General features: G+C 56.8%; 23 protein-coding genes. 10 read left to right on the forward strand and 13 right to left on the reverse strand.

Translation table 11 applies throughout. The annotated features are described in order from the left end of the window. The first annotated feature begins 2 nt into the window (after window positions 1-2). On the forward strand, window positions 3-380 hold the full coding sequence (apaG, locus tag MY052_RS20155) for a Co2+/Mg2+ efflux protein ApaG (protein WP_123650718.1): 378 nt from the start codon (window positions 3-5) through the stop codon (window positions 378-380). A gap of 3 nt (window positions 381-383) precedes the next feature. After that, window positions 384-1232, forward strand: coding sequence for a bis(5'-nucleosyl)-tetraphosphatase (symmetrical) ApaH (gene apaH / locus MY052_RS20160; protein ID WP_035895414.1), 849 nt, complete (start codon window positions 384-386; stop codon window positions 1230-1232). 102 nt (window positions 1233-1334) lie between these two features. Here the strand turns inward: apaH and folA are convergent, their stop codons facing one another. The 6 genes from folA to MY052_RS20190 form a co-directional block, all read right to left on the reverse strand. Continuing rightward, a complete protein-coding gene (folA, locus tag MY052_RS20165; RefSeq protein ID WP_248537715.1) occupies window positions 1335-1814 on the reverse strand; it encodes a type 3 dihydrofolate reductase in 480 nt (159 codons plus the stop codon). 156 nt (window positions 1815-1970) lie between these two features. Continuing rightward, window positions 1971-3839, reverse strand: coding sequence for a glutathione-regulated potassium-efflux system protein KefC (gene kefC / locus MY052_RS20170; protein WP_248537716.1), 1869 nt, complete (start codon window positions 3837-3839; stop codon window positions 1971-1973). Further along, window positions 3832-4365 carry a glutathione-regulated potassium-efflux system oxidoreductase KefF gene (kefF, locus tag MY052_RS20175; protein WP_035896026.1) on the reverse strand — a complete coding sequence of 178 codons (534 nt, stop codon included), beginning with the start codon at window positions 4363-4365 and terminating at the stop codon, window positions 3832-3834. Before kefF ends, kefC begins: the two co-directional genes overlap by 8 nt. A gap of 120 nt (window positions 4366-4485) precedes the next feature. Then, window positions 4486-5796, reverse strand: coding sequence for an MFS transporter (locus MY052_RS20180; protein WP_123650715.1), 1311 nt, complete (start codon window positions 5794-5796; stop codon window positions 4486-4488). 56 nt (window positions 5797-5852) lie between these two features. After that, a complete protein-coding gene (locus tag MY052_RS20185; RefSeq protein ID WP_248537717.1) occupies window positions 5853-6803 on the reverse strand; it encodes a 2-hydroxyacid dehydrogenase in 951 nt (316 codons plus the stop codon). A gap of 197 nt (window positions 6804-7000) precedes the next feature. Continuing rightward, window positions 7001-7993 carry a LacI family DNA-binding transcriptional regulator gene (locus tag MY052_RS20190; RefSeq protein ID WP_202216506.1) on the reverse strand — a complete coding sequence of 331 codons (993 nt, stop codon included), beginning with the start codon at window positions 7991-7993 and terminating at the stop codon, window positions 7001-7003. A gap of 253 nt (window positions 7994-8246) precedes the next feature. Between MY052_RS20190 and idnO the strand changes: the two genes are divergently transcribed. From idnO to MY052_RS20205, 3 genes are read left to right on the forward strand one after another with little or no spacing between them, the layout of a single operon-like run. Then, window positions 8247-9011, forward strand: coding sequence for a gluconate 5-dehydrogenase (gene idnO, locus MY052_RS20195; protein WP_035896019.1), 765 nt, complete (start codon window positions 8247-8249; stop codon window positions 9009-9011). A 15-nt stretch (window positions 9012-9026) separates the two neighbouring features. Beyond that, window positions 9027-9557 (forward strand): gluconokinase, encoded by a 531-nt coding sequence (locus MY052_RS20200; protein WP_035896017.1) that lies wholly within the window; start codon window positions 9027-9029, stop codon window positions 9555-9557. Next, the gene (locus tag MY052_RS20205; RefSeq protein WP_248537719.1) at window positions 9554-10021 is read left to right on the forward strand and encodes a NanQ anomerase/TabA/YiaL family protein; all 468 of its coding nucleotides are present in this window, start codon (window positions 9554-9556) and stop codon (window positions 10019-10021) included. The genes MY052_RS20200 and MY052_RS20205 overlap by 4 nt, the downstream gene beginning before the upstream one ends. Before the next feature lie 48 nt (window positions 10022-10069). Here the strand turns inward: MY052_RS20205 and MY052_RS20210 are convergent, their stop codons facing one another. Then, on the reverse strand, window positions 10070-10303 hold the full coding sequence (locus MY052_RS20210; protein WP_035896033.1) for a YgdI/YgdR family lipoprotein: 234 nt from the start codon (window positions 10301-10303) through the stop codon (window positions 10070-10072). A 181-nt stretch (window positions 10304-10484) separates the two neighbouring features. Here MY052_RS20210 and MY052_RS20215 point away from each other — a divergent pair, with 181 nt between their 5' ends. After that, the gene (locus MY052_RS20215; RefSeq protein ID WP_248537720.1) at window positions 10485-11348 is read left to right on the forward strand and encodes a MurR/RpiR family transcriptional regulator; all 864 of its coding nucleotides are present in this window, start codon (window positions 10485-10487) and stop codon (window positions 11346-11348) included. A gap of 126 nt (window positions 11349-11474) precedes the next feature. Here MY052_RS20215 and MY052_RS20220 read toward each other — a convergent pair whose 3' ends face one another. Beyond that, window positions 11475-11870 (reverse strand): RidA family protein, encoded by a 396-nt coding sequence (locus MY052_RS20220; RefSeq protein WP_035896012.1) that lies wholly within the window; start codon window positions 11868-11870, stop codon window positions 11475-11477. Continuing rightward, on the reverse strand, window positions 11870-13327 hold the full coding sequence (locus MY052_RS20225; protein WP_248537721.1) for an N-acyl-D-amino-acid deacylase family protein: 1458 nt from the start codon (window positions 13325-13327) through the stop codon (window positions 11870-11872). The genes MY052_RS20220 and MY052_RS20225 overlap by 1 nt, the downstream gene beginning before the upstream one ends. 202 nt (window positions 13328-13529) lie before the next feature. Here MY052_RS20225 and MY052_RS20230 point away from each other — a divergent pair, with 202 nt between their 5' ends. Next, on the forward strand, window positions 13530-14750 hold the full coding sequence (locus MY052_RS20230; RefSeq protein ID WP_248537722.1) for an amino acid deaminase: 1221 nt from the start codon (window positions 13530-13532) through the stop codon (window positions 14748-14750). 58 nt (window positions 14751-14808) lie between these two features. Here the strand turns inward: MY052_RS20230 and MY052_RS20235 are convergent, their stop codons facing one another. Beyond that, window positions 14809-15888: a MurR/RpiR family transcriptional regulator gene (locus MY052_RS20235; RefSeq protein ID WP_123650707.1), complete on the reverse strand. Its 1080-nt coding sequence runs from the start codon at window positions 15886-15888 to the stop codon at window positions 14809-14811. A gap of 272 nt (window positions 15889-16160) precedes the next feature. Here MY052_RS20235 and MY052_RS20240 point away from each other — a divergent pair, with 272 nt between their 5' ends. Genes MY052_RS20240 through celB form a run of 3 tightly spaced genes read left to right on the forward strand, consistent with a single transcriptional unit; the run spans window position 16161 to window position 19186 of the window. Beyond that, complete coding sequence (locus tag MY052_RS20240) at window positions 16161-16466, forward strand: PTS sugar transporter subunit IIB (protein ID WP_248537723.1); 306 nt, start codon at window positions 16161-16163, stop codon at window positions 16464-16466. Window positions 16467-16482: 16 nt separating this feature from the next. Next, the gene (locus tag MY052_RS20245) at window positions 16483-17787 is read left to right on the forward strand and encodes a 6-phospho-beta-glucosidase (protein WP_248537724.1); all 1305 of its coding nucleotides are present in this window, start codon (window positions 16483-16485) and stop codon (window positions 17785-17787) included. 49 nt (window positions 17788-17836) lie between these two features. Beyond that, a complete protein-coding gene (gene celB / locus MY052_RS20250; protein ID WP_035896004.1) occupies window positions 17837-19186 on the forward strand; it encodes a PTS cellobiose transporter subunit IIC in 1350 nt (449 codons plus the stop codon). Between the two features lie 60 nt (window positions 19187-19246). Here the strand turns inward: celB and carB are convergent, their stop codons facing one another. From carB to dapB, 3 genes are all read right to left on the reverse strand, one after another. Next, window positions 19247-22471 carry a carbamoyl-phosphate synthase large subunit gene (carB, locus tag MY052_RS20255; RefSeq protein ID WP_115074856.1) on the reverse strand — a complete coding sequence of 1075 codons (3225 nt, stop codon included), beginning with the start codon at window positions 22469-22471 and terminating at the stop codon, window positions 19247-19249. Between the two features lie 18 nt (window positions 22472-22489). Next, window positions 22490-23638 (reverse strand): glutamine-hydrolyzing carbamoyl-phosphate synthase small subunit, encoded by a 1149-nt coding sequence (gene carA / locus MY052_RS20260; protein WP_035894907.1) that lies wholly within the window; start codon window positions 23636-23638, stop codon window positions 22490-22492. Window positions 23639-24093: 455 nt separating this feature from the next. Then, window positions 24094-24915, reverse strand: coding sequence for a 4-hydroxy-tetrahydrodipicolinate reductase (gene dapB, locus MY052_RS20265; protein ID WP_202216514.1), 822 nt, complete (start codon window positions 24913-24915; stop codon window positions 24094-24096). Between the last annotated feature and the right edge of the window lie 59 nt (window positions 24916-24974).

The following is a 24974-nucleotide window of genomic DNA, read 5'->3' on the forward strand; positions in this document are numbered from 1 at the left end:
CCATGATCGATTCGCCACGAGTTTGCGTCCAGGTACAGAGCGTCTACATTGAGACGCACTCCCAGCCGGAAGAAGAGCGTTACGTTTTTGCTTATACGGTGACCATTCGCAATCTCGGGCGAAGCGCGGTTCAGCTTCTCGGCCGTTACTGGCTGATTACCAACGGCCACGGCCGTGAAACCGAAGTTCAGGGTGAAGGTGTGGTCGGCGTGCAGCCGCACATCGAGCCCGGTGAAGAATATCAATATACCAGCGGTGCCGTGCTGGAAACTCCGCTCGGCACCATGCAGGGTCACTACGATATGGTCGATGTGGACGGTGTGCCGTTCTCCATCGACATACCCGTTTTCCGTCTCTTTGTTCCCACGCTGATTCATTAAAACATGGCTACATACCTTATTGGCGACGTTCACGGTTGCTTTGACGAGTTAATTGCCCTGCTCGAGCAGGTGGCGTTCACCCCGGACGTCGATACCCTGTGGCTGACGGGCGATCTGGTTGCCCGTGGCCCCGGTTCGCTGGAAGTGCTGCGCTACGTTAAATCGCTGGGCGACTGCGTGAAAGTGGTGCTCGGTAACCACGATCTGCATCTGCTGGCGGTATTTGCTGGCATTAGCCGCAATAAGCCGAAGGATCGCCTGAACCCGCTGCTGGAAGCACCGGATGCCGACGAGCTGCTCAACTGGCTGCGTCGCCAGCCGCTGATGCAGGTCGATGAAGATAAAAAGCTAGTAATGGCGCATGCAGGCATCACGCCGCAGTGGGATATGGAAACCGCGAAACAGTGCGCACGCGACGTTGAAGCGGTGCTCTCAAGCGATTCCTATCCGTTCTTCCTCGATGCCATGTACGGCGATATGCCCAACAACTGGTCACTGGATCTCTCAGGGCTGGCGCGCCTGCGCTTTATCACCAACGCCTTTACCCGCATGCGCTACTGCTTCCCGAACGGCCAGCTGGATATGTACAGCAAAGAGTCGCCGGAGAACGTGCCTGCGCCACTGAAGCCCTGGTTTATGCTGCCGGGACCAATCACCAGCGAGTACAGCGTGGCCTTTGGTCACTGGGCGTCGTTGGAAGGTAAAGGTACGCCGGAAGGGATTTACGCGCTGGACACCGGCTGCTGCTGGGGCGGTGATTTAACCTGTCTGCGCTGGGAAGATAAAAAGTATTTTGTGCAGCCGTCAAACCGTAAGCTGTCGCCGGGCGAGAGCGAGGCGGTGGCTTCGTAGTGGGGTGCATCCCCATTGATAAATAAAAAACGCCGGGCTTCAACCCGGCGTTTTTTATTTTAGTAGCCCGGCCAGGCGAAGCGCCGCCGGGAAGGCTCGGTCTTAACGACGCTCAAGCACCTCAAAGCAGTAGCTATGAGAGTTCTGCTCATCAGCATCATGGAACTCGCTGAACACCGACTCCCACTGGTCTGGGTCGTAATCAGGGAAATGGGTGTCGCCTTCGACTTCCGCATCAATGTGCGTCAGATACAGCTTCTGCGCTTTTGGCAGGAACTGCTCGTACACACGACCACCGCCAATCACCATAATCTCTTCCACGTCGCCACAGGCAGCGATCGCTTCATCCACCGATTTCACCCACTGTACGCGATCGTCAGTGTCCGGTTGGCTGCTGATGACGATGTTCTTACGGCCCGGCAACGGGCGTCCGATGGACTCCCAGGTCAGGCGGCCCATCACCACAGGTTTGTTTAAGGTGTTACGTTTAAACCAGGCCAGATCGGCTGGCAGGTCCCAGGGCATGGCGTTTTCCATACCGATAACGCGATCTACCGCTAGCGCAGCAATCAGACTGATCATTGAGTGTGTCCCAGATACGAAAAAAAATTGTCGCCACTATACGGAAAGCTTAATCTTTCGTCGACTGGCAGCCAGGTAAAGAATAAGAAAATTTTTCGTTTTGCTGGCAAGTCCACGGTGGATAAGTGGACAGCCAGCATTACACCTAATACAACATTACAGCTTTGGTTTTACTTCCGGCTCATCTTCCGGGTTGCCGCTGTGCTTTCCTTCTTCCGTTCCTTGCCAACCGTGACGCTGAATCACCGACAAATGGTTGCGATCTTCGTTGATAATCTCGGTCAGCATGGCGCTGGTACGTTTAAACGCCGCCGCCCGTGACGTATCATCGTTTTCCGCCATCTCGACCATTTCATCCATCAACTGCATGTTAAAACGGCGGAACAGGTCGGCACGCTCGCGCGCTTCATAGGCGCCAAGCCCTAGCGATTCCAACGCCTGACGGCCCGATTTCAACGCCCCTTCGAAAGTTTCACGCTCCGGTGCCTCTACCCCAGCCTGACGCAGCTTGATGTAGTGCTCAACGTCGCGGGCACGAGCAATAATCGTCAGATTCGGGAAGTGCTCTTTCGCCACTTCGGTCAGCTCAAGGCTTGCCTGCGGATCATCAATCGCGTTAATCAATACTTCCGCTTTCGCCGCCCCTGCCGATTCCAGCAGATCGGCCCGCGTCGCATCGCCGTAAAACACCTTCATATCGAACTTACGCAGCGTATCGACATGATCCGGATCGTGGTCGAGGACCACCATTTTCACGCCGCTCGACAGCAGTAAACGGCCGGTAATCTGACCAAAACGCCCGAAGCCCGCGATGATCACCCGTGGCTGTTCTTCATCGATTTCATCCGCTTCGCGCGCATCGCCCGCGCTGTTGCGTTTCTCAAGGCGGGTCAGCAGCACCAGCAGAATCGGCGTAGCGGCCATCGACAGCGCCACCGCCAGCGTCAGCGCTTTTGCCCATTCAGGGTCCAGCACGTTAGCCATTTGTGCAGCGCCAAAGACCACGAAGGCGAACTCACTCCCCTGCCCCAGCAGCGCCGCGAACCACAGGCGCTGCGAGCGCGGCACCTGGAGCGGTTTGGCAATCAGCCACAGCAGAATTGACTTAATGACCAGGAAACCAACCAGCAGCGTAATAATGCGCAGTGGGTTGTGGATAAGCGTACCAAAGTCGATGGACATCCCTACGCCGATAAAGAACAGCCCCAGCAGCAGCCCTTTAAACGGCTCGATATCGCTCTCCAGCGCGTGACGGTACTCCGAGCTCGCCAGCAGCACCCCAGCGAGGAACGCCCCCATCGCCATCGACAGCCCGACCTCTTCCAGCAGCAAACCGAAGCCAAAGACCAGGAACAGGGCCACGGCGCTGAACACTTCTCGCAGGCCAGAGCGTGCCACGAAGCGTAACAGCGGTCGCGTAACATAACGTCCGAGTACCACCACCAGCGCCAGCGCACCGGCCACTTTCAGCGCCGAGAACGCAAACGCGCCGAGCGTCGTGGAACCGCCGCTGGTTGCCAGCAGCGGAATCATCGCCACCAGCGGAATGGCGGCAATGTCCTGGAACAGCAGCACGGCGAAGGCGCTGCGCCCCACCTGCGTCACCGTCAGGTTACGTTCGTTCATCGCCTGCATGGCAATCGCGGTGGACGATAACGCCAGCGTCATGCCAATAAGCTCCGCCACCTGCCAGCGCAGGCCGAGGAAAATACAGAAGACGCCAATTAACGCGCCGCACAGCACCATCTGCAACAGCCCGCCGCCAAACACCGAGGCACGCAGTTTCCACAGGCGCTGCGGGTCAAGCTCAAGGCCAATCACGAACAGCATCAGCACCACGCCAATTTCGGCAAAGTGCAGAATAGACTCCGCATCGGTCACCAGACGCAGCCCCCAAGGGCCGATAATGCAACCGGCGATCAGGTAACCGAGCACGGAACCGAGGCCCAGACGCACGGCAATCGGCACAATCAGCGCCGCGGAACCGAGATAAATCAGCGCCTGTATTAGCGTATGGCTATCCATTGTTGTGCTCCTCCTGCCAGGCCAGTAACCGTTGTTTGTAGTGTCGTGCCTTTGCCTGCAGCGTCTCTTCATCGCAAATAAACGTACAGTGCACGGCAAACGGCGGCAGCCATTTCATGCCGCAGTACACCGCGGTGGCCTCCAGCGGCTGCCCAAGAACATCAAACCCCGGATGCGAGCCGATTTCGAAGTGGCTCTCGCCACCGCCGGTGGTGACCGCCCACATGATGCTCTTACCGTGCAGCGCCGTGCCGCCGTGACCGTAGGCCCAGCCGTGCGCCAGCACTTTATCCAGCCACAGCTTCAGCAGCGGCGGCGTGCTGTACCACTGCATTGGGTGTTGCAGAATGACCAGATCGGCACGAGACAACGCCTCCTGCTCGGCGGCAACGTCGATATTAAAATCGGGATAGAGGTGATAGAGAGAACGGATTTCAACGCCGTCGAGCGTCCTTACCTGCTCAAGCATCCGTTTATTCGCATGCGAGTGATGCGGATAAGGATGCGCATAAATAATAAGAATCATGTTTCGCCTGTCTTACTTCATTATTTTATTCCTGAGTTTAGACAGTTAATGATGACACTTACAGGATCAGTTCACACAACCGCAGGAATTGGGGGGCGTGAGGGCCACGCCCCGGCAGGGTCAGGAGGGTTGATTGGCCGGTTTATCCGCCACCGGCGGTTTGTCAGATGACGCGGTCAGGTCACAGTGTTTCGGCAGGAAGAAGGTGATGGTCCCGGCAATAATCAGCGAGCCCGCCAGCGCACATACCGCCACGTTCTGGCCATAGAAGTAGATCATCACGCCGACCAGATACGGGCCGCAGAAGCCGCCCAGGTTGCCCAGGCCGTTGATCACCCCGCGTGCGCTGCCCGCCACTTCCGGCATGGCGATACGCCCCGGAATCGACCAGAACGGGCTGGTCGCCGCTTTCAGGAAGAAGCCGCACACGACCAGCGCGATATAGGCCGCCACCACATGATCACGCAGTACCACTGAAGCCAGCAGCGCGGCGGCAAAGCCGTAGAGCGAGAAGCGAACCCATAGGCGCCGTTTCCCGCTACGGTCGCTGAACAGGGAGATAATATAGATACCCGCCAGCGTAGCGATAAACGGCAGGATAGCCAGCACGCCCACGCTTGCCATATTGGCGCCGGTCAGGTTTTTGAGGATAGTCGGCAGCCACAGCGTGTAGCCGTAATCCCCGGTCTGGTAGAAGAAGTTGAGCAGCACCAGCTTCATCAATCCGGAATTGCGGAACACTTCCCGCACCGGCGCATTGCTGACCGGCGCTTCCGAACGTCGCGCCTCTCGCTCGGCGGTTAACGCGGTAATCAGATACTCACGCTCACGCTCCGGCAGCCAGCGCGCCTCTTCCGGGCGGTCGCTGATCATCAGCCACCATACCGTCAGTACGACAAACGACAGCAGCCCTTCGATGATAAACAGCCACCGCCAGTCGAGCGCGGAGATAATCGCCCCGGAGACCGGCGCGGTGAGCATGCCGCCCAGCGGGGCGAACATCATCACAAAGGCGTTAGCGCGACCAATCTCTTTTTCCGGGAACCAGTTGCTGACCATGGTCAGCACCACCGGCAGCATGCCGCCCTCGGACACGCCGAGGATAAAGCGCAGCGCCAGCAGCTGATATTCGTGCGTCACGAAGCCGGTCGCAATCGAGACAATCGCCCAGGCCAGCAGCGACCAGGCGATAAAGCGCTTACCGCTGCCGTGTACCGCAATGCGCCCGCCCGGTATTTGCAAAAAGAGATAGCCAATAAAGAATATCCCGCTCGCCACCCCCGCCATCTGGCTGGTAATCCCCAGGTCGGATTCCATGCCGCCGGGCAAGGCGAAGCTGATATTAACCCGGTCCATAAACGAAATAATGCACGCGATGAGAACAGGCGCAATGATGCGCAGCCAGCGAGTGCCAGGTATTTTCTCAGTCATTATTTATACTCTCTCTCGAGGGGAGCCATGCTCAGCATGGCGAAAAGCGCCGATGATTAATCAATGGCATTCGGTAGCGGCGTATCGCTGAAGAAGGCGGCGACGTTATTGAACACCACCTCGCTCATCCGCTGACGCGTTTCGTGAGTAGCGCTCGCCACATGCGGCAGCAGCACAACGTTATCCATCGCCATCAGCGCCTCAGGCACGTGCGGTTCGTCTTCATACACATCCAGTCCCGCACCGGCAATAACGCCGTTTTGCAGGGCGTGAATAAGGGCTTTCTCATCTACCAGGGTGCCGCGCGCGATGTTAATCAGCCACGCGTGTTTTGGCATCACGTTAAACACGCTGGCATCGATAAGCCCACGGTTTGCCGCGCCGCCGGAAGCCGCAATCACCAGGAAATCACTTTCGTGGGCCAGGGTGTGCAGGTCGGCGCACCACTGATAATCCACGTGGTTGAGCTTTTTGCGGTCGGTGTAGAGGATCTCCATATCAAATCCACTCGCGCGACGAGCAATGGCCTGGCCGATATTGCCCATGCCGAAGATGCCGATACGTTTGCCGCTCACCTGCGTCGCCAGCCCCGGCCCTTGTTTCAGCCATTTGCCTTCGCGAACAAATTTGTCGCCCTGGCAAAGTTGACGTGCGCCCGCCAGCAGCAGCCCCATCGCCAGGTCGGCAACGTCGTTGGTCAGCACGCCAGAAGTGATGGTGACGGCAATGTCATGAGCGCGGGTATAGTCGAGATCCACCGCATCGGTACCGACACCAAACACCGCCACCAGCCCAGCGTTCGGCAATTGCTCCAGTACGGCGCGGGTGACGCCGATATCACCACGGGTGACCACCGCCTGCACCTGATGGCCCACTTCGCGCAAGAAAGCCTGCGGGTCAGCCTGTTCATACAGGCGATAGACCTGGAAAGCGGTGGAGAGTTTATCCAGCAGGCCGTCTACGACCGGGGCAATTAACAGTACCGTGTTTGGGTTTGCAGTATTCATCGTGTTCCCTGTTTAAGCGTTTAGAAATTTGTTACGCCTATCAAACGGGTTTTCACGATGTCATTTTGCGATCTGCATCACGCCAGATCGTGTTAGAACTCCGTGTTACGGATGACGTGATCGTGGAAGCAAAAGCCCGCTGGAATGCGGGCTGGATGGCAACAATTGAATAACATTGCCGACGTGGCGTGTAAAGGTCAGATGGTTTCGCCCATCGATAAACGATAGTGCAGGTCAACCTTCTCGATAGTCGGTAACCCTTTTATTTTCTTGATTAAAATCTCGGTGGCGACCTTGCCCATCTCAAAGCGTGGGGTCAATACGCTCGCCAGACGCGGGCTCACCACCTGGCCAATCTCCAGCCCGTGGAAGCCGGCAATCGCCATCTCCTGCGGCACCGTGATACCCGAAGCGATGCACTCCTGTAACACCCCAACCGCAAGATCATCATTAGTGCAGAGAATGGCATCCATCTCTTTATACATCTGGCGGGCAAGGGTCATCATGCCGGTGCCAATCGACACCGAAGAGACCTTGTTTGGCGCAATGCGCCCGACCGCCAGACCCGCCTCCTCCATCGCCCGGCAGTAGCCCGCATAGCGCTGCTCATCGCGAATATCCGACATCGAGCCAAAATAGATAATCTGCTTTTTGCCGCTCGCCAGCAGCATGTTGGTCATATCCAGCCCGGCACGGTAATTATCAAAGCCCACGTTGATGCGGTCGGCGTTATCCGATAAGCCCATCACCTCAGCAACCGGAATTTTTGCGGCTTTCAGGTATTTTTCTGCCCGCAGCGTATGGACGGATTCGGTTAGCAGCAGCGCTTTAACGTTCAACGCCAGCACGGTGGCAATCTGCTCTTCTTCACGCTGGCTGTCGTAATCGTAATTCACCACCAGCGTCTGGTAGCCGTGGGCGGTGGTGACCGATTCGATGCCCGCTAATACGTCGGAGAAAATCTGGTTATTAAAGGAGGGAACAAGCACCCCAATGCGCGGTGCGGCATTGCTGCTGATGGCGGGGTTATCGGCATCTGGCTGGTAGCCAACCTCTTCAATTACGCTGGCAATGCGCTCGGCGGTTTCCGGCCTCACCTTCTCAGGCGTGCGTAAATAGCGGCTGACGGTCATTTTGGTTACCCCCGCCAGCGCGGCGATATCCTCTAACGTGATGCGTTGTACTTTCATTAGCCCTGCCCGTCATTGCCGAAATCCTGTGGCCTATTATGCCAGCAGGTTACAAAAAAGAGAAAGCGATAACCCACCGTCAAAGCCCCGCATGGCGCGGTTTTCGCCCTGTTTTCCTCTTCAGGATCACACATGCTGTAACCCCTTTTTGTAACATAACTGAGAGTGATCTACGTCACAGTTTCACCGAGGCAAAAACCGTGAGATAGAGAACATCTTCTTAGCGCATCGGCTCGCAATACAGGACACTGTGATGAACAACTTATTCAGCCTGCAAGGCAAACGCATTTTAATTACCGGCTCCGGACAGGGCATCGGCTACGTGATGGCCCAGGGGCTGGCCCAGTACGGCGCGGAAATCATCATCAACGATATCTCCGCAGAACGCGCCGAGCAGGCAGCGATGAAACTCCGCGACGAGGGCGCCGTCGCCCATACCGCGGTCTTTAACGTCACTGACCCAGAGTCGGTGGAAAACGCCGTTGCTGATATTGAAGCGCGCATCGGCGCTATCGACGTGCTGTTTAATAACGCCGGTATCCAGCGTCGCCACCCGTTCACCGAGTTCCCGGTGAAAGAATGGAACGACGTGATTGCCGTGAACCAGACCGCCGTTTTCCTGGTTTCTCAGGCCGTGGCCAAACGCATGATGACGCGTGGCGCGGGGAAAATCGTCAATATCTGTTCGATGCAGAGCGAACTGGGGCGCGACACTATCACCCCGTACGCCGCCGCCAAAGGCGCAGTCAAAATGCTGACCCGCGGGATGTGCGTAGAACTGGCACGCCACAACATTCAGGTTAACGGTATTGCGCCGGGCTACTTTAAAACCGCCATGACCCAGGCATTGGTTGATGATAAAGCTTTTACCGACTGGTTGTGCAAACGTACGCCAGCCGCCCGCTGGGGCGACCCGCAGGAGCTGGTTGGCGCGGCGGTGTTCCTGTCGTCGAAAGCCTCTGATTTTGTGAATGGGCATCTGCTGTTTGTTGACGGCGGCATGCTGGTTGCCGTCTGAGTCGGGAGCAAAACCATGGCAGGACAGTGCATTATTTTAATGGGTGTCTCCGGCACCGGCAAAACCACCGTCGGGCAGGCGCTTTCTCAGGCATTGGGCGCGAAATTTATCGACGGTGATGACCTTCACCCGCGGGCAAATATTGTCAAAATGGCCGCCAGCCAGCCGCTGGAGGATAGCGACCGCCAGCCTTGGCTGGAGCGTATTGGCGATGTGATCTTTAGCCTCGGGCAGAAAAACGAGTCCGGCGTACTGGTCTGCTCGGCGCTGAAAAAGCGCTATCGCGACCAGCTACGCGCGGGTAATCCGCATCTGCGCTTTCTGTGGCTGACCGGTGACTACGACTGCATTTTGCGGCGTATGCAGGCGCGTAAGGGCCACTTTATGCCGGAAGCGCTTCTGCAAAGCCAGTTTGCCGCGCTGGAAGCTCCGGACGACCACGAGCCGGACATTCTGCCGGTCGATATTTCCGGCGACGTTCCGAGCATTGTCGCCCGCTCGCTCACCCTTTTAGCCCATCAACCGACATCGGGAGTTACGGCATGATTATCGACACGCTCCATAACGCGGAGAAAACCGCCTTTTATCCGCAGGCTATCCGCAAGGCGCTGCGCGCCGTGATTAATCAAGAGCCGCATACGCTACCGCCGGGAAAATATACCATCGATGGCGATAACCTGTTCTTCAACGTGGTGGAAGGGGAAAGCAAACCGCTTGCCGAACAGCGCCCGGAGTACCACCGCCAGTATATTGATATTCACATCGTGCTGAAGGGCGAAGAGATTATTGGTGCGGGGAATAAGGGGCTGGAGATTGTCGAAGACGGCGCGTTTAACGACGCGCATGATATCGGTTTCTGCACACAAATCAGCAGCGAAACGCTGATTCACCTGCACCCGGAAGAGATTGCTATCGTCTTCCCCGGCGAGCTACACCGCCCGATGAGCAGCCTTGGCGCGGGCGCGCCGCTGCGTAAAATCATCGTCAAAATCAATAGCGACCTGCTTTAAGCGGTATACGCTGGCCCCGCACGGCATTCGCGGGGCCACGAATAACGTTTAGTTATCGAGCTCACCCATCGACCGAACCTGATCGCGGTTGATCTGTTCGGTTTTCCCGGTTTCGGCATTTTTATACGACACCAGACCGGTATCCTCATCGACCTGTGGTTTTCCGTCGGTCACGATAGTTTTCCCATCGGTGGTTTTCAACGCCTGGTTGGATGAACACCCAGCAACGGTAAAGAGTGCGCCAGCCGTCAGAATCGCTACGGTAAGTCGCTTATATTGCATCATGTTTCCCTCCTGCTTCTCAGCTAAAATCGTTATCACTCTAACCATTTTAGGTTAGCTGGCTGAAAGCGAGAGGGAAACCAGAACACTCCGAAGCGGCATTTACACCACTATCGCGCGTTTCCCCGGCACATGACTTCTGTGATACAAAGTACCAGCTATTTATTTTCAGGGGCTTACCATGTCCGTTTCCATCGACATCATTTCCTGCATTACCGACCGCTTTGTCGAGCTGACCGCCACCGAAAAGCGGATTGCCCAGTTTATTCTTGATGACGTGCAGGCGGCGACCACCTTACCAATTGCCGAAATGGCTAAGCTGACCAACACCAGCCAGGCGTCGGTCACTCGTTTTGCACGCGCCATTGGCTGCAAAGACGTCCGCGAGCTAAAAGTGAAGCTCGCTCAGTCGCTGGCGGTAGGGCAACGCTTTATTCTCGATGTGCCGGATCTGGAAGGGGTACAGGGGATCTACGAGACGATTATCAACGTGCTGGAGATGAACCGCCGGGCGCTCGATCCTGACGCACTCCGCCGCGCGGTCGAATGGTTAAGCAGCGCACGTCAGATCCTCACCATCGGCATGGGCGGCGGCTCCACCATCTGCGCGCAGGAGGTTCAGTTCCGCCTGTTCCGTCTGGGTCTACCGGTGGTAAGCCAGAGCGACGGGCTGCTGGTGAGGATGATGTGTTCGGCGGTGTCGCCAAACGATGTGGTGCTGGCGTTGTCGCTCGGCGGCTATACGCAGGAAGTAGTGGAGAGCGCGGCGATTGCGCGTCAGTACGGTGCGAAGGTGATTGCCATTACCCCGGAAGCCACACCGCTTGCCGAGAACGCCGATTTGGTACTGCCGCTGATCGTGCGGGAGAACGACTATATCTTTAAGCCCAGCACCTCGCGCTACGCGATGCTGGCGATGGTTGATGTGCTGGCGACGGAATTGGCGGTGGTGAATAAGGCAGAGACGAAAAACCGTCTGCGGCGGATTAAGCTGGCGCTGGATAGCCATCGGGGCGGGGCTGACCGGCAGCCGTTGGGGGATTAGCGCGGGGGTTCCCCCTCACCCTAACCCTCTCCCCGTAGGGGCGAGGGGACCGTATGTGCGGTCTTTCCCCCTCTCCCTTCCAGGGAGAGGGCCGGGGTGAGGGTACAGCCCGCACCACCCCACAAGTTACTTCACCCGTTCCGCGTTGTAACAGGTCAAATCCACCTCAACCTTACAATCCACCACCAAATCCGCCACGCAGCACACGCGCGCCGGTGGGTGATCGGCAAAGAACTCACGGAATACCTTGTTAAAGGACTGGAAGTAACGCGCGTCGGTCAGATACACCTTCACATGCACCACGTCTGCCAGGCTGTATCCCGCGTCCTGCATAATATCCACGCAGTTCTGAATCGCCAGCCGCGACTGCTCGACAATGCCGCCCTCCACCACTTCACCATCCTTCATCGGCGTTTGCCCGGACACATACAGCCAGCCTCCGGCCTCAACGGCCTTGGCAAACGGCAGAGACTGCCCGCCGGTGCCGGTGCTGCCACCGACGCCATAACGTTTAATGCTCATTATTGCTGCTCCTTAATTTTTCCGGCTGACCGGCGTAAGAATCGCCCGGCGCGCCCGATAACATGGTAATTCTGTCCATAGCTCATCACCCCGTTGACCATCACCGCATCGATACCGGCGGCGGGCTGCTGTGGGTCGCTGAAGCTTGCGACATCGCGGATAGTTTCTGGGTCAAACAGCACCAGATCGGCAAAATAGCCGCGCTTGATGAGCCCGCGGTCGGTGAGCTGAAAACGCGCCGCCGACAGACCGGTCATCTTGTGCACCGCGACGGTAAGCGGGAACAGTTTTTCATCGCGGCTGTAGTGCCCCAGCACGCGTGGGAACGCGCCCCACAGGCGAGGATGCGGCATCGGGTCATTCGGTAAACCGTCCGAGCCCACCATGGTCAACGGATAGCGCAGCACCCGCTGCACGTCCTGCTCGTCCATGTTGTAGTAAATCGCGCCAGCAGGCATCAACCGCTTGCCCGCCTCTTCCAGCGTAAGCGACCAGCTTTGCGCAATCTGCTTTAAGGTCCGCCCGGCCATCTCCGGGTGCGGCGTCGACCAGGTGATAACGATGTCAAAATCGGCGGTAATCTGCTTCATATCCAGCGTCGATGAACTGGCGGAATACGGATAGCAGTCGCAGGAAACGTCCTGCTGCTGGCGGACGTTATCGAACAGCGCCAGGGTTTCCACGGTGCGCCCCCAGTTATTCGCCCCCGCGCATTTGTGGTGCGAGACCACCACCGGCACCTTGCCGTGGCGGCCAATCCGGAACGCTTCATCAAGCGCGTCGAGAATGGGTTCAAACTCTGAGCGAAGATGGGTGGTATAAATCCCATTTTCCGCCGCCAGCTCTTCCGCCAGCGCCATCACCTCTTCGGTCGTCGACTGGAAGGCGGAGGCATAGGCTAGCCCGGTGCTGAGTCCTAAAGCGCCCTCCTGCAATGCCAACCGTAGCTGCCTGCGCATAGCTTGAATTTCTTGATAGTTGGCCGGACGAAACAGCGAGTCCATCTGGTTATTACGCAGCGCGGTATGACCGACCAGCGTGCCAACGTTCACCGCCGGACGCGCCTGCATGACCGCGTCGGCGTAGGCGTTAACCGTCGGGTAGATAAACTGTTCAGCATTGCCCAGTAGGTTCATCGGATCCGGTACGTCGCCTGCGATCGTCGCACTTGCGGCGCTGATCCCGCAGTTACCGACGATAACCGTAGTCACACCCTGGCTGATTTTGGGCAGGTACTCCGGCATGCGGATAACGTTAATATCGTCGTGGGTGTGAACATCAATAAACCCCGGTGCCAACACGCGCCCCGTGCCGTCAATCTCATGCTGCGCCTGCCCGTCGATAGCGGGTGCTATCTCCACAATGCGATCGCCCTTGATGGCAACATCGCCGCGATACTGCGGGCCGCCGCTACCGTCGATAACCGTGACGTTCCTGAACAGATAATCGAACTGCATCTCTTCTCTACCCCTGTCGTTTCCTGCCTTGAATTTGACCATTTACAAGCGCTGAAAACAGTGAAAGACTACGCAAAACATGCATTAATTAATGATACTTTTATTCATAAAAATCAACGAAAACAATAAAAACACTTTATTTACAATAAAATAAACAATCAAAGATTCATGATATAAACTAAAAACCAGAAGGATTTATGTTATGAAATACCATGAAAGCCTCATCGTACCCCACAAATCCGCAACGCTTTTTACCCCAACAAACATCCTCAATGAAGACGTTTGCCTACCCGCCGCGGTCATTAAAAAAACGGCGCTAACCAACAATATTCAGTGGATGCAGCACTACGCCGATGCGCGCGGTGTCTCACTCGCCCCGCACGGTAAAACCACCATGACACCGTGGATCTTTTCACAGCAGCAACAAGCGGGAGCCTGGGCCATTGGCGTGGGTAGCGCCTGGCAGGCAAACATTGCTGCGGCAAGCGGGATCCAACGCGTGCTGATGGTGAACCAGCTCGTCGGCAAGGCCAATATGGTGCTGATCGCCAGAATCAAGACGGAATACCCGGCGGTAGATTACCTGTGCTGCGTCGATAGTATCGATAACGCCCGTGCGCTCTCGGCGTTCTTCGCCGCACAAAACCAGACGCTGGATATTCTGCTGGAACTGGGCGTGCCGGGCGGCCGCTGCGGGTGCCGAACCGCAGAACAGGCGCTCACACTTGCCGAGCAGGTTGCCACCTTACCGGCGCTGCGTCTGCGCGGCCTTGAGCTGTATGAAGGCGTGCTGCACGGCGATAACCCGCAGCCGAAAGTGGAAGCGCTACTGCGCGATGCCGCCGCGCTGGCCTGCAAGCTTGAACGCTATGTAACGGGCGAGTTTATCCTTACCGGCGCGGGCTCCGTCTGGTATGACGTGGTGTGTAACGTCTGGCTTGCCGAGCCGAAACCGGCCAACTGCCGGGTGGTGATCCGCCCTGGCTGCTATATCACCCACGATGCGGGGATCTATCTGGAAGCGCAGAACGCAATCGTCGCGCGCGACCAGACGGCCTGCGACCTCGGCGGCGATCTGGTTTCTGCGCTGGAACTGGTGGCAATGGTGCAGTCGGTGCCGGAAAGCGGCCGGGCAATCGTCAATTTCGGCAAGCGCGACAGCGCGTTCGATGCCGGGTTACCGCAGCCGGTTGCCCATTATCGTGCGGGGAAATCAGTCACATTGGCGGCAAACAGCATTGAAACCACCGGCATTATGGACCAGCACGCCATGCTGAAGCTGGCACCAGACGTTGACGTGAAGGTGGGAGATATTCTGGTGTTCAGCACTTCGCACCCTTGCCTGACGTTCGACAAATGGAAGGCGCTGCTACTGGTTGATGATGCGTATAACGTGCTGGATACGTTAGAAACGGCGTTCTAAGCCGCCCCGGTGTCGCTGCGCTCGGCCGGGCTACAGGCCGGGCGCAACGATGCCGAAGTTACATCGAATCACATATCAAATCGACAATCAGCAGCGACCCGTAACGCGCGTCGTTAAGCGGTAGCGTGACGTTTTGCTGATGGCTGAGCGCGCTCTCCTGCTGGCCAATCACGATGATATCCGCCCCTGCCCAGCGCGCCTGATGTACGGCAGCAATCAACGCGCTGCCCGGCGGCGTACCGGCAAAGACCACCAGCACCTGCCCAGCGCCAAGCATCGAGGCGGTAATCCCCATTAACGCCGGATCCTGGCAGACGTTGGCCGGATACCCCTGCGTCAGCAGGCGATACTGCAACACGCTGGCGAACGGGTTATCGGCGGTGCTGGCGCTGAAAATATGCACCGCTTTCGCCTGTTTAAGCAGGCTTGCCGCCCGCTCAACCGCCGCTGGCGATAGTTCGTGAAGCTGCGCGTTCAACGAATACTGGATCTGGTTTAGCCGCTCGCGCCATGGCCCCGGCATATCGCCGCTGGCAACCGGTGCGCTGGCCTGCGCCAGCTTCATGCGCAAATCGCGAATATCGTCGCAGCCCGCGGCGCGGGCAAAGCGGGTGATGGTCGCCGGGCTGACTCCTGCCGCCGTCGCCAGTTGGTCAATGGTCGCCGAAGCCGCAAACGCCACGTCGCTGAGGATAGTCTGCGCCACGCGAGACTCCTGCTGGCTGAAGTCCTGTAGCCGTTGGCGGATCAGGCTCAGAATGTCATCGCTGCCGTCGCGACCGATGGAGTGCGAGAAGCGATCGAGGATCTCGCTGCCAATGCCGGCATTTTTCGCCAGCTTTTGCAGCGTACCGGTGTCCACCCATGCCGCGTCGCCGAGCATCGGCGCCGCCGTCGTTTTCAAACGATTCTCCTGCTGCTGATGGCGCACCTGGCCAATAAAGTCATTGAGGTCGGCACAGCCAATGCTGCGCGAGAAATGCTGTAACGTCGCGGGACTCACGCCCGCCTTTGCCGCCAGCTCTTCAATACTTGCCTCAGGTATCTGGGCAAAATTATCGAGGAAAAAGCGCGCCAGCCGGGATTCCTGCGCAGGAAGACCCGATAGCCCATTCACCAGCTGATAAACAATATCCATAACCAGAGAGTCCTAATGTCGGCAAATTCTGCTCGTTAAAAACATCATAATTTATTGAAATTATTTTTCAATTCATTCGATCAACTGACGCTGACACCTTCGGTATTTGGGCGACGGCTATTCGTTTTTCTTACTTTGATCACACTTTCACGCGGATAACATACCGTAAAGCAATATTTTAACGCCGATCACACTCATGAAAATAATTTTCATACATGCTACGTAAAACGGCTAATGTGTGAAATATGTTTTCAAGTGAGGGAAAAGTTGTCATGAAAAAGATCATGTTGTGCTGCGCCGCCGGGATGTCCACCAGCATGCTGGTGCAAAAGATGCGCACCGAAGCCGAAAAACGCGCACTGGCGGTCGAGATTAACGCTTATCCGGTTGCCGAAATCGAAAGCATGCTGTCGCAGGCCGACGTGGTGCTGCTCGGCCCGCAGGTGCAGTTCGAACTCTCTCGTCTGCGTGAATTGTCTGCGCCATTGGGCAAACCGGTCGAGGTGATCGACATGATGGATTACGGCACCATGCGCGGCGATCGCGTGCTCGATAAAGCGATCCAACTGATGGCCTAAGGCCTCGGAGAGAACAATGAAAATTACCGTGATTGGCGGGGGCAGCAGCTACACCCCGGAACTGGTTGAAGGATTAATTGCGCGTCATGCTTCCCTGCCAATGGCGGAGCTGGCGCTGGTTGATGTCGAAGCGGGTCGAGAAAAGGTCGAGATTATCGCCGCCCTCTCCCGCCGCATGCTCGACCGCAACGGTCTGGAGTCGGTGAAGGTATCGGTTCACTTCGATGCCGATGAAGCGATTACCGGCTCAAGCTTCGTGCTCACCCAACTGCGCGTAGGCCAGCTACCGGCTCGCGCCGCTGATGAGCGTCTGGGCTTAAGTCACAGGCTGCTGGGCCAGGAAACCACCGGCGTTGGCGGCTTCGCCAAAGCGCTGCGCACGATTCCCGTGATGCTGGATATCGCCAGACGCGTTGAACGTCTGGCGCCGAAAGCATGGATCATCAACTTTACCAATCCGGCGGGCATTGTGACGGAAGCGGTGTCACGCCACAGCAAAGCGAAGATTATCGGCCTGTGCAACGTGCCGGTCACTATGCACCACATGATTGCCGACATGCTGAAGCTGCCTTACGGCGACGTCTCGCTGCGCTTTGCTGGCCTGAATCATATGGTTTGGGTGCATCAGGTGCTGGCCGCGGGTCGCGATGCGACCGACGAGGTTATCGAAATGCTATGCGACGGCGAGCAGCTGTCGATGAACAACATCAAGGCCATTCCGTGGCCACCGGAGCTACTGCGTGCGCTGCGCGCTATTCCCTGCCCGTATCACCGCTATTTCTGGCAGACCCGCACCATGCTGGAAGACGAGCTGGCGGATGCCGATAGCAAAGGCACCCGCGCCGAGCAGGTGATGAAGGTCGAAGCGTCGCTGTTCGAACTGTACGCCGACCCGCATTTGGACAAGAAACCAGAGGAGCTGAGTCAGCGCGGCGGTTCGTTCTACTCCGAAGTGGCGGTACAGCTGATAAACGCGCTGCACAACAATCTTGGCATTGAGATGGTGGTGAACACCACCAACAACGGTGCCATTCAAGGACTGCCGGACGACGCGGTGATAGAAACCAACTGCCTGATTGATGCGCTGGGCGCGCATCCGCTGGCCTTTGGCAAACTGCCGCCGCTGATGAACGGCCTGACCCAGCAGGTGAAGGATTTTGAGCGTCTGACCATTGATGCCGCCGTATATGGCGATAAGCAAAAAGCGCTGCTGGCGCTGGTCGCCAACCCGCTAGTCGCCGATGTGAATCTGGCGTCGGCGCTGGTCGATGAAGTACTCACCATCAATAAAGCGTGGCTGCCGCAGTTTAGCCAACAATAAATACAACAATAGCCCGGTCGGCAACGTCTGCGCCGGGCAGGGGGTGTCTGTGAATAAGTCGATAATAGATAAATACGTTTTACCGACCGCGCTCAAAATCGCCGGACAAAAACATGTGCTTTCGGTGCGTGACGGGATCATCCTGAACATGCCGTTTATGCTGATAGGCTCGTTTTTCCTGATCTTCGCCTATCTGCCAGTGCCGGGTTACGGCACGCTGATGACCGAGCTTTTCGGCCCAACGTGGCAGGAAAAAGTGCTCTATCCGGTGAAAGCGACCTACGACATCATGGCGCTGATCTCCAGCTTCGGTATCGCCTACCGCCTGGCAGAGAAGTACCGCACCCTCGACCCGCTGACCGCCGGGGCCGTCTCTCTGGTGGCTTTCGTGATGACCATTCCGCAGCACATCATGTTTACCCCTGCGGGCAGCGATGTGGCGCAACTGGTGAAAGGCGTGATGCCGATGGGCCAGATTGGCAGCCAGGGATTATTCGTGGCTATCCTGATTGCCCTGCTCTCAACTGAAATTTACCGCTTCGTTAACGACCGCAATCTGGTTATTCGCATGCCGGAAGGGGTTCCACCGGCGGTGGCAAAATCCTTCCTCGCGCTGATTCCGGGCTTCTGCGTGCTGGCGGTGGTGCTGGCGCTGCGTCTGCTGGTAGAAGCAACGCCGTTTGGCGATATCAACACCATGATTACCGAGCTGGTCGGTATTCCGATGAGCCACGTCGGCGGCTCGCTGCCGGGGATGATTATTTCGGTGCTGCTGATTGGCATTCTGTGGATGCTCGGCCTGCACGGCGACACCATCGTGCTGGTGTTTATCCGCCCGGTCTGGCTCAGCAACATGTCCGAAAACCTGGAAGCGTTCCAGAACGGTTTGCCAATTCCCCACATTATCACCCAGCAGTTCTACGACCTGTGGATTGCGCCGGGCGGTACCGGGGCGCTGTTAGGGCTGGTTATCTTTATGATCCTGCGCAGCCGCAGCGTGCAGATGAAACAGCTCGGTAAAATTGCCGCACCGGGCAGCCTGTTTAACATCAGCGAGCCGATGGTATTTGGTATTCCGATTGTGATGAACCCGTACCTGGTGGTGCCGTTTATCCTGACGCCGGTGGTGCTGGTGATTGTCTCCTACGTGGCGATGACCACCGGTTTAGTGGCCAAGCCGGCCGGAATTGCGCTGCCGTTCACGACGCCGATTGTGGTCAGTGGATACCTGGCGACCGGCGGACATATCTCCGGTTCGGTGCTGCAAATCGTCAACCTCGGGATTTCGCTGGTGATGTATTACCCATTCTTCCGCATCTGGGATAACCTGAAATTCCGCGAAGAGCAGGCCAGTAAGTCGCAGCAGACCACCGCGGCAATGCCAGCAACGGAGCAGTAACCAGGATATAAAAACAAAAACGCCGGGCATCTGCCCGGCGTTTTATTTTATCGCTCGCACTTATTTTTTAATCTGCGCGTGCATTTCCTGTACGGAAGTGACTTTGTCTTTCGCGTCCGCATTCAGCGCCATTGCCGTCGCGAAGCCGCCGTTCAGGGTGGTGTCGTAATGCACCTTGTACTGCAGCGCGCTGCGGCGAATCAGCTTGGAGTCTTCAATCGCCTGACGACCTGCGGTGGTGTTGATGATGTAGGTGTATTCGCCATTCTTGATACGGTCCTGAATGTGCGGACGACCTTCATGCACCTTGTTCACCAGGCGAGGGTTGATACCCGCTTCACCCAGTACAATCGCGGTACCGTGGGTTGCATCCAGCTCGAAGCCCTGTTTCAGCAGCTTAGCGGCCAGGTCAACCACGCGCTCTTTGTCGCCTTCGCGAACGGAGAGCAGCGCACGGCCCTGTTTCTTCATGGTGGAGTTACTGCCAAGCTGTGCCTTAGCGAACGCTTCCGCGAAGGTACGGCCCACGCCCATCACTTCCCCGGTAGAGCGCATTTCTGGCCCTAACAGTGGGTCAACGCCTGGGAATTTGTTGAACGGCAGCACCACTTCTTTCACCGAGTAGTACGGTGGGATGATTTCTTCGGTCACGCCCTGCTGCTTCAGGGTTTTCCCTGCCATCACGCGCGCCGCCACTTTCGCCAGCGGTACGCCGGTCGCTTTGGAGACGAACGGTACGGTACGCGCCGCACGCGGGTTGACTTCAATCAGGTAGACTTCGTTGTCTTTCACCGCGAACTGCACGTTCATCAGGCCGCGAACCTGCAGCTCGAAGGCCAGCTTCTGCACCTGCTCACGCATCACGTCCTGAATTTCCTGGCTCAGCGTGTAGGCTGGCAGGGAACACGCGGAGTCACCGGAGTGAACGCCAGCCTGCTCGATGTGCTCCATGATGCCGCCAATCAGCACCATTTCGCCGTCGCAGATAGCGTCGACGTCGACTTCAATCGCATCGTCGAGGAAGCGGTCCAGCAGCACCGGCGCGTCGTTGGAAACGCTGACGGCGGTCTGGAAGTAGCGCTTAAGGTCAGCTTCGTCGTAGACGATTTCCATCGCACGGCCGCCGAGAACGTAGGACGGACGCACCACCAGCGGGTAGCCAATCTCTTTTGCCTTCTCAACCGCTTGTTCAATCGCGGTCACGGTGGCGTTGGCTGGCTGTTTCAGCTTCAGACGGTCAACCGCATGCTGGAAGCGCTCACGGTCTTCTGCACGGTCGATAGCATCCGGGCTGGTACCAATAACCGGTACGCCTGCGGCTTCCAGTTCACGCGCCAGCTTCAGCGGGGTCTGGCCGCCGTACTGTACGATAACGCCCTTCGGCTTCTCGATGCGCACGATTTCCAGCACGTCTTCCAGGGTTACCGGCTCGAAGTACAGGCGGTCGGAAGTGTCATAGTCGGTAGAGACGGTTTCCGGGTTACAGTTGACCATGATGGTCTCGTAACCGTCTTCGCGCAGCGCCAGCGAGGCGTGTACGCAGCAGTAGTCAAATTCGATACCCTGACCGATACGGTTCGGGCCGCCGCCGAGGACCATGATTTTATCGCGGTCAACGGAAGGATTGGACTCGCACTCTTCTTCATAGGTGGAGTACATGTAAGCGGTGTCGGTAGCAAATTCCGCCGCACAGGTGTCTACACGCTTGTAGACCGGGTGCAGGTTGTACTGGTCACGCAGCTTGCGGATTTCCGCTTCGCGTACGCCCGCCAGTTTTGCCAGACGCGCATCGGCAAAGCCTTTGCGTTTCAGGTGGAACAGGAAGTCAGCGTCAAGGCCGTTGATGCCCACTTCCGCCACTTTTTCTTCCAGACGCACCAGCTCTTCAATCTGTACCAGGAACCAGCGGTCGATGTTGGTCAGGTTGAACACGCCGTCGACGGAGAGGCCCGCGCGGAAGGCATCGGCGATGTACCAGATACGCTCAGCGCCTGCGTCTTTCAGCTCACGGCGGATTTTGGTCAGCGCTTCAGGGTCGTCGAGGCTCACTTTCGGGTCGAAGCCGGTCGCGCCCACTTCCAGACCGCGCAGCGCTTTCTGCAGGGATTCCTGCTGCGTGCGACCAATCGCCATCACTTCACCGACAGATTTCATCTGCGTGGTCAGACGGTCGTTAGCGCCAACGAATTTCTCGAAGTTGAAGCGTGGAATCTTAGTCACAACGTAGTCGATGGACGGCTCGAAGGAAGCCGGGGTACGGCCGCCGGTGATGTCGTTCATCAGTTCATCGAGGGTGTAACCCACTGCCAGCTTGGCAGCCACTTTAGCAATCGGGAAACCGGTCGCTTTCGAGGCCAGCGCCGAGGAGCGGGATACGCGCGGGTTCATTTCGATAACAATCAGGCGACCATCTTTCGGGTTCACCGAGAACTGCACGTTAGAACCACCGGTTTCTACGCCGATTTCACGCAGTACCGCCATCGAGGCGTTACGCATGATTTGGTATTCTTTGTCGGTCAGGGTCTGCGCTGGCGCGACGGTGATGGAGTCACCGGTGTGGATGCCCATCGCATCGAAGTTTTCGATAGAGCAGACGATGATGCAGTTGTCGTTTTTGTCACGCACCACTTCCATCTCGTACTCTTTCCAGCCGATCAGCGATTCATCAATCAGCAGCTCGTTGGTTGGCGAGAGATCCAGACCGCGTTCGCAGATTTCTTCAAACTCTTCGCGGTTGTAGGCGATACCGCCACCGGTGCCGCCCATGGTGAAGCTTGGGCGGATGATGCATGGGAAGCCAACGTCAGCGGCAACCGCCAGCGCTTCTTCCATGGTGTGCGCGATACCGGAACGCGCGGTGTCGAGGCCGATTTTCTTCATCGCGACGTCGAAACGGCGACGGTCTTCTGCTTTATCAATCGCGTCGGCGGTAGCACCAATCATGGTCACGCCGAACTCTTCCAGCACGCCCTGACGCTCCAGCTCCAGCGCGCAGTTCAGCGCGGTCTGGCCGCCCATCGTTGGCAGAACCGCATCCGGACGCTCTTTTTCGATGATTTTACGCACCACTTCCCAGTGAATCGGCTCGATGTAGGTGGCATCGGCCATTTCCGGGTCGGTCATGATGGTAGCTGGGTTGGAGTTCACCAGGATGACGCGGTAGCCCTCTTCGCGCAGCGCTTTACACGCCTGGGCACCAGAGTAGTCAAACTCACACGCCTGACCGATAACAATCGGGCCCGCGCCCAGAATCAGGATACTTTTTATGTCTGTACGTTTTGGCATGGCTCTTATTACTCCTGATTATTTCGCGGACTGACGGTATTGCTCAATAAGCTCGATAAAGTGGTCGAACAGCGGTGCCGCATCGTGCGGGCCTGGGCTCGCCTCTGGGTGGCCCTGGAAGCTGAACGCCGGTTTATCGGTACGGTGAATCCCCTGCAGGGTACCGTCGAACAGAGATTTGTGGGTTACGCGCAGGTTGGCCGGCAGCGAGTCTTCATCAACCGCAAAGCCGTGGTTCTGCGCGGTGATCATCACCACGTTCTTGTCCATGTCTTTCACCGGGTGGTTACCACCGTGGTGACCAAATTTCATCTTGATGGTCTTCGCACCGCTCGCCAGCGCCAGCAGCTGATGGCCGAGGCAGATGCCAAACACCGGAACGTTGGTCTGGAGGAATTTTTCAATCGCGTCGATGGCGTAGTCGCACGGCGCCGGGTCGCCAGGGCCGTTAGACAGGAACACGCCGTCTGGATTCATCGCCAGCACTTCTTCGGCGGAGGTCTTCGCCGGTACCACCGTCAGGCGGCAGCCGCGGTCAACCAGCATGCGCAGGATGTTGCGCTTCGCGCCAAAATCGTAGGCAACGACGTGGAACGGCAGCTCTTCTTCGGACTTGGCTTCCGGCAGGTCACCCGCCAGTGTCCAGCTACCCTGCGTCCAGCTGTAGGATTCAGCCGTGGTCACTTCTTTTGCCAGGTCCATCCCATTTAAGCCTGGAAACGCTTTGGCTTTTTCTAAGGCCAGCTTAGCATCCAGATTATCGCCTGCGATGATGCAGCCGTTCTGAGCGCCCTTCTCGCGCAGCAGTCGCGTCAGCTTACGCGTATCGATATCGGCAATCGCCACGATGTTATGCCGTTTGAGGTAAGAAGAGAGGTCTTCGGTGTTGCGGTAGTTGCTGGCAATCAGCGGCAGGTCGCGAATAACCAGACCCTGAGCGTGAACCTGAGAGGACTCTTCATCGGCGGCGTTGGTGCCGACATTACCAATATGGGGATAAGTAAGGGTGACGATTTGGCGAGAATAGGAAGGATCAGTGAGGATTTCTTGATAACCGGTCATTGAAGTATTGAAAACGACTTCCCCAACCGCCGAACCCGTTGCCCCTATGGCCCGACCGTAAAACTGGGTTCCGTCTTCCAGAACCAATAGCGCTGACTTAATCAAAACACCCTCCAGAGAATATTTACTCGCTTTATTTGCATATTAATTCATAACAATGGCACAAATCAATGCAAATCTGCTTACCGATGAATTTCTGGCAAACGGCGGCATTCTAGTGACAGCCTCGGCAAATGTCTACCTTAAAGGACAATTTTTATTATTATTTTGCGCCACTGATGTGACAGCAAGGCGATAGCCATCAAAAAGATCAACTAACTCATTGTAGAAAACGCTTGCGGAGCAGGAAGAGTGTTAAATTTCAGCGGGGAGCGTAAAAAAGTAGACCGGATGGTCAAAATTTACATTTAACCAACACATTTTCGATAGATAACTTATAAAAACACCAAACTCAAAACAGAATCATAAAACAAAAGGCAAAATAAAGGGCAATAAAATATTGCCCTGTGTAATCAAGTAATTATGACTACAATAACCACATCACGATGGGTAATAAATACTTATAATTCATTCAAATTCAGCACATCACGCATATCAAAAAGACCATTTTTCTTAGACTTGAGCCACTGAGCCGATCTTACCGCGCCGTTAGCAAACGTCATGCGGCTGGAAGCCTTATGCGTAATCTCTACACGCTCGCCAATATCGGCAAACATCGCGGTGTGTTCACCAACAATGTCCCCGGCGCGAACGGTGGCAAAACCAATGGTGCCCGGTACGCGTTCACCGGTATAACCTTCGCGCGAGTAGACCGCGCAGTCCTTCAGATCTTTATCCAGCGCCCCGGCGATCGCTTCACCCATCGCCAGTGCCGTACCCGATGGTGCATCCACTTTATGGCGGTGGTGCGCTTCAATAATTTCGATATCGGTATAGTCGCCCATCACTTTCGCCGCTTTCTCCAGCAGCTTAAGCATGACGTTAACGCCGACGCTAAAGTTGGCCGCGAAAACGATCGCAATCTCTTGTGAAGCGTCGCGAATGGCCTGCTTACCGGCATCGTCGAAGCCGGTGGTGCCAATGACCATGCCTTTACCATGCTGGCGGCAAAACGCCAGATGTGCCAGCGTGCCTTCCGGACGGGTAAAATCGATGAACACGTCAAAATCATCTTTTACCGCTTCCAGGCTGCTCTGAACGGTGACGCCAGATTGACCAGCACCCGCCATTTCACCAGCATCGCTGCCCAGTAAAGAAGAGCCTTCACGCTCCAGCGCAGCCCCTAATTGAACTCCTTCCATCGCCAGCGTTGCCTGGATTAACTGCCGTCCCATGCGCCCGCCAGCGCCTGCAATGGCGACGCGGATTTGTGCTTCATGCATAGCTATTCTCTTTTGTTAAAATTGCGTAAATCGTTTTCAGAGTAACCAGCCCACAACAG

This window comes from Kluyvera ascorbata (assembly GCF_023195735.1).
GTDB classification, from domain to species: Bacteria; Pseudomonadota; Gammaproteobacteria; order Enterobacterales; family Enterobacteriaceae; genus Kluyvera; species Kluyvera ascorbata.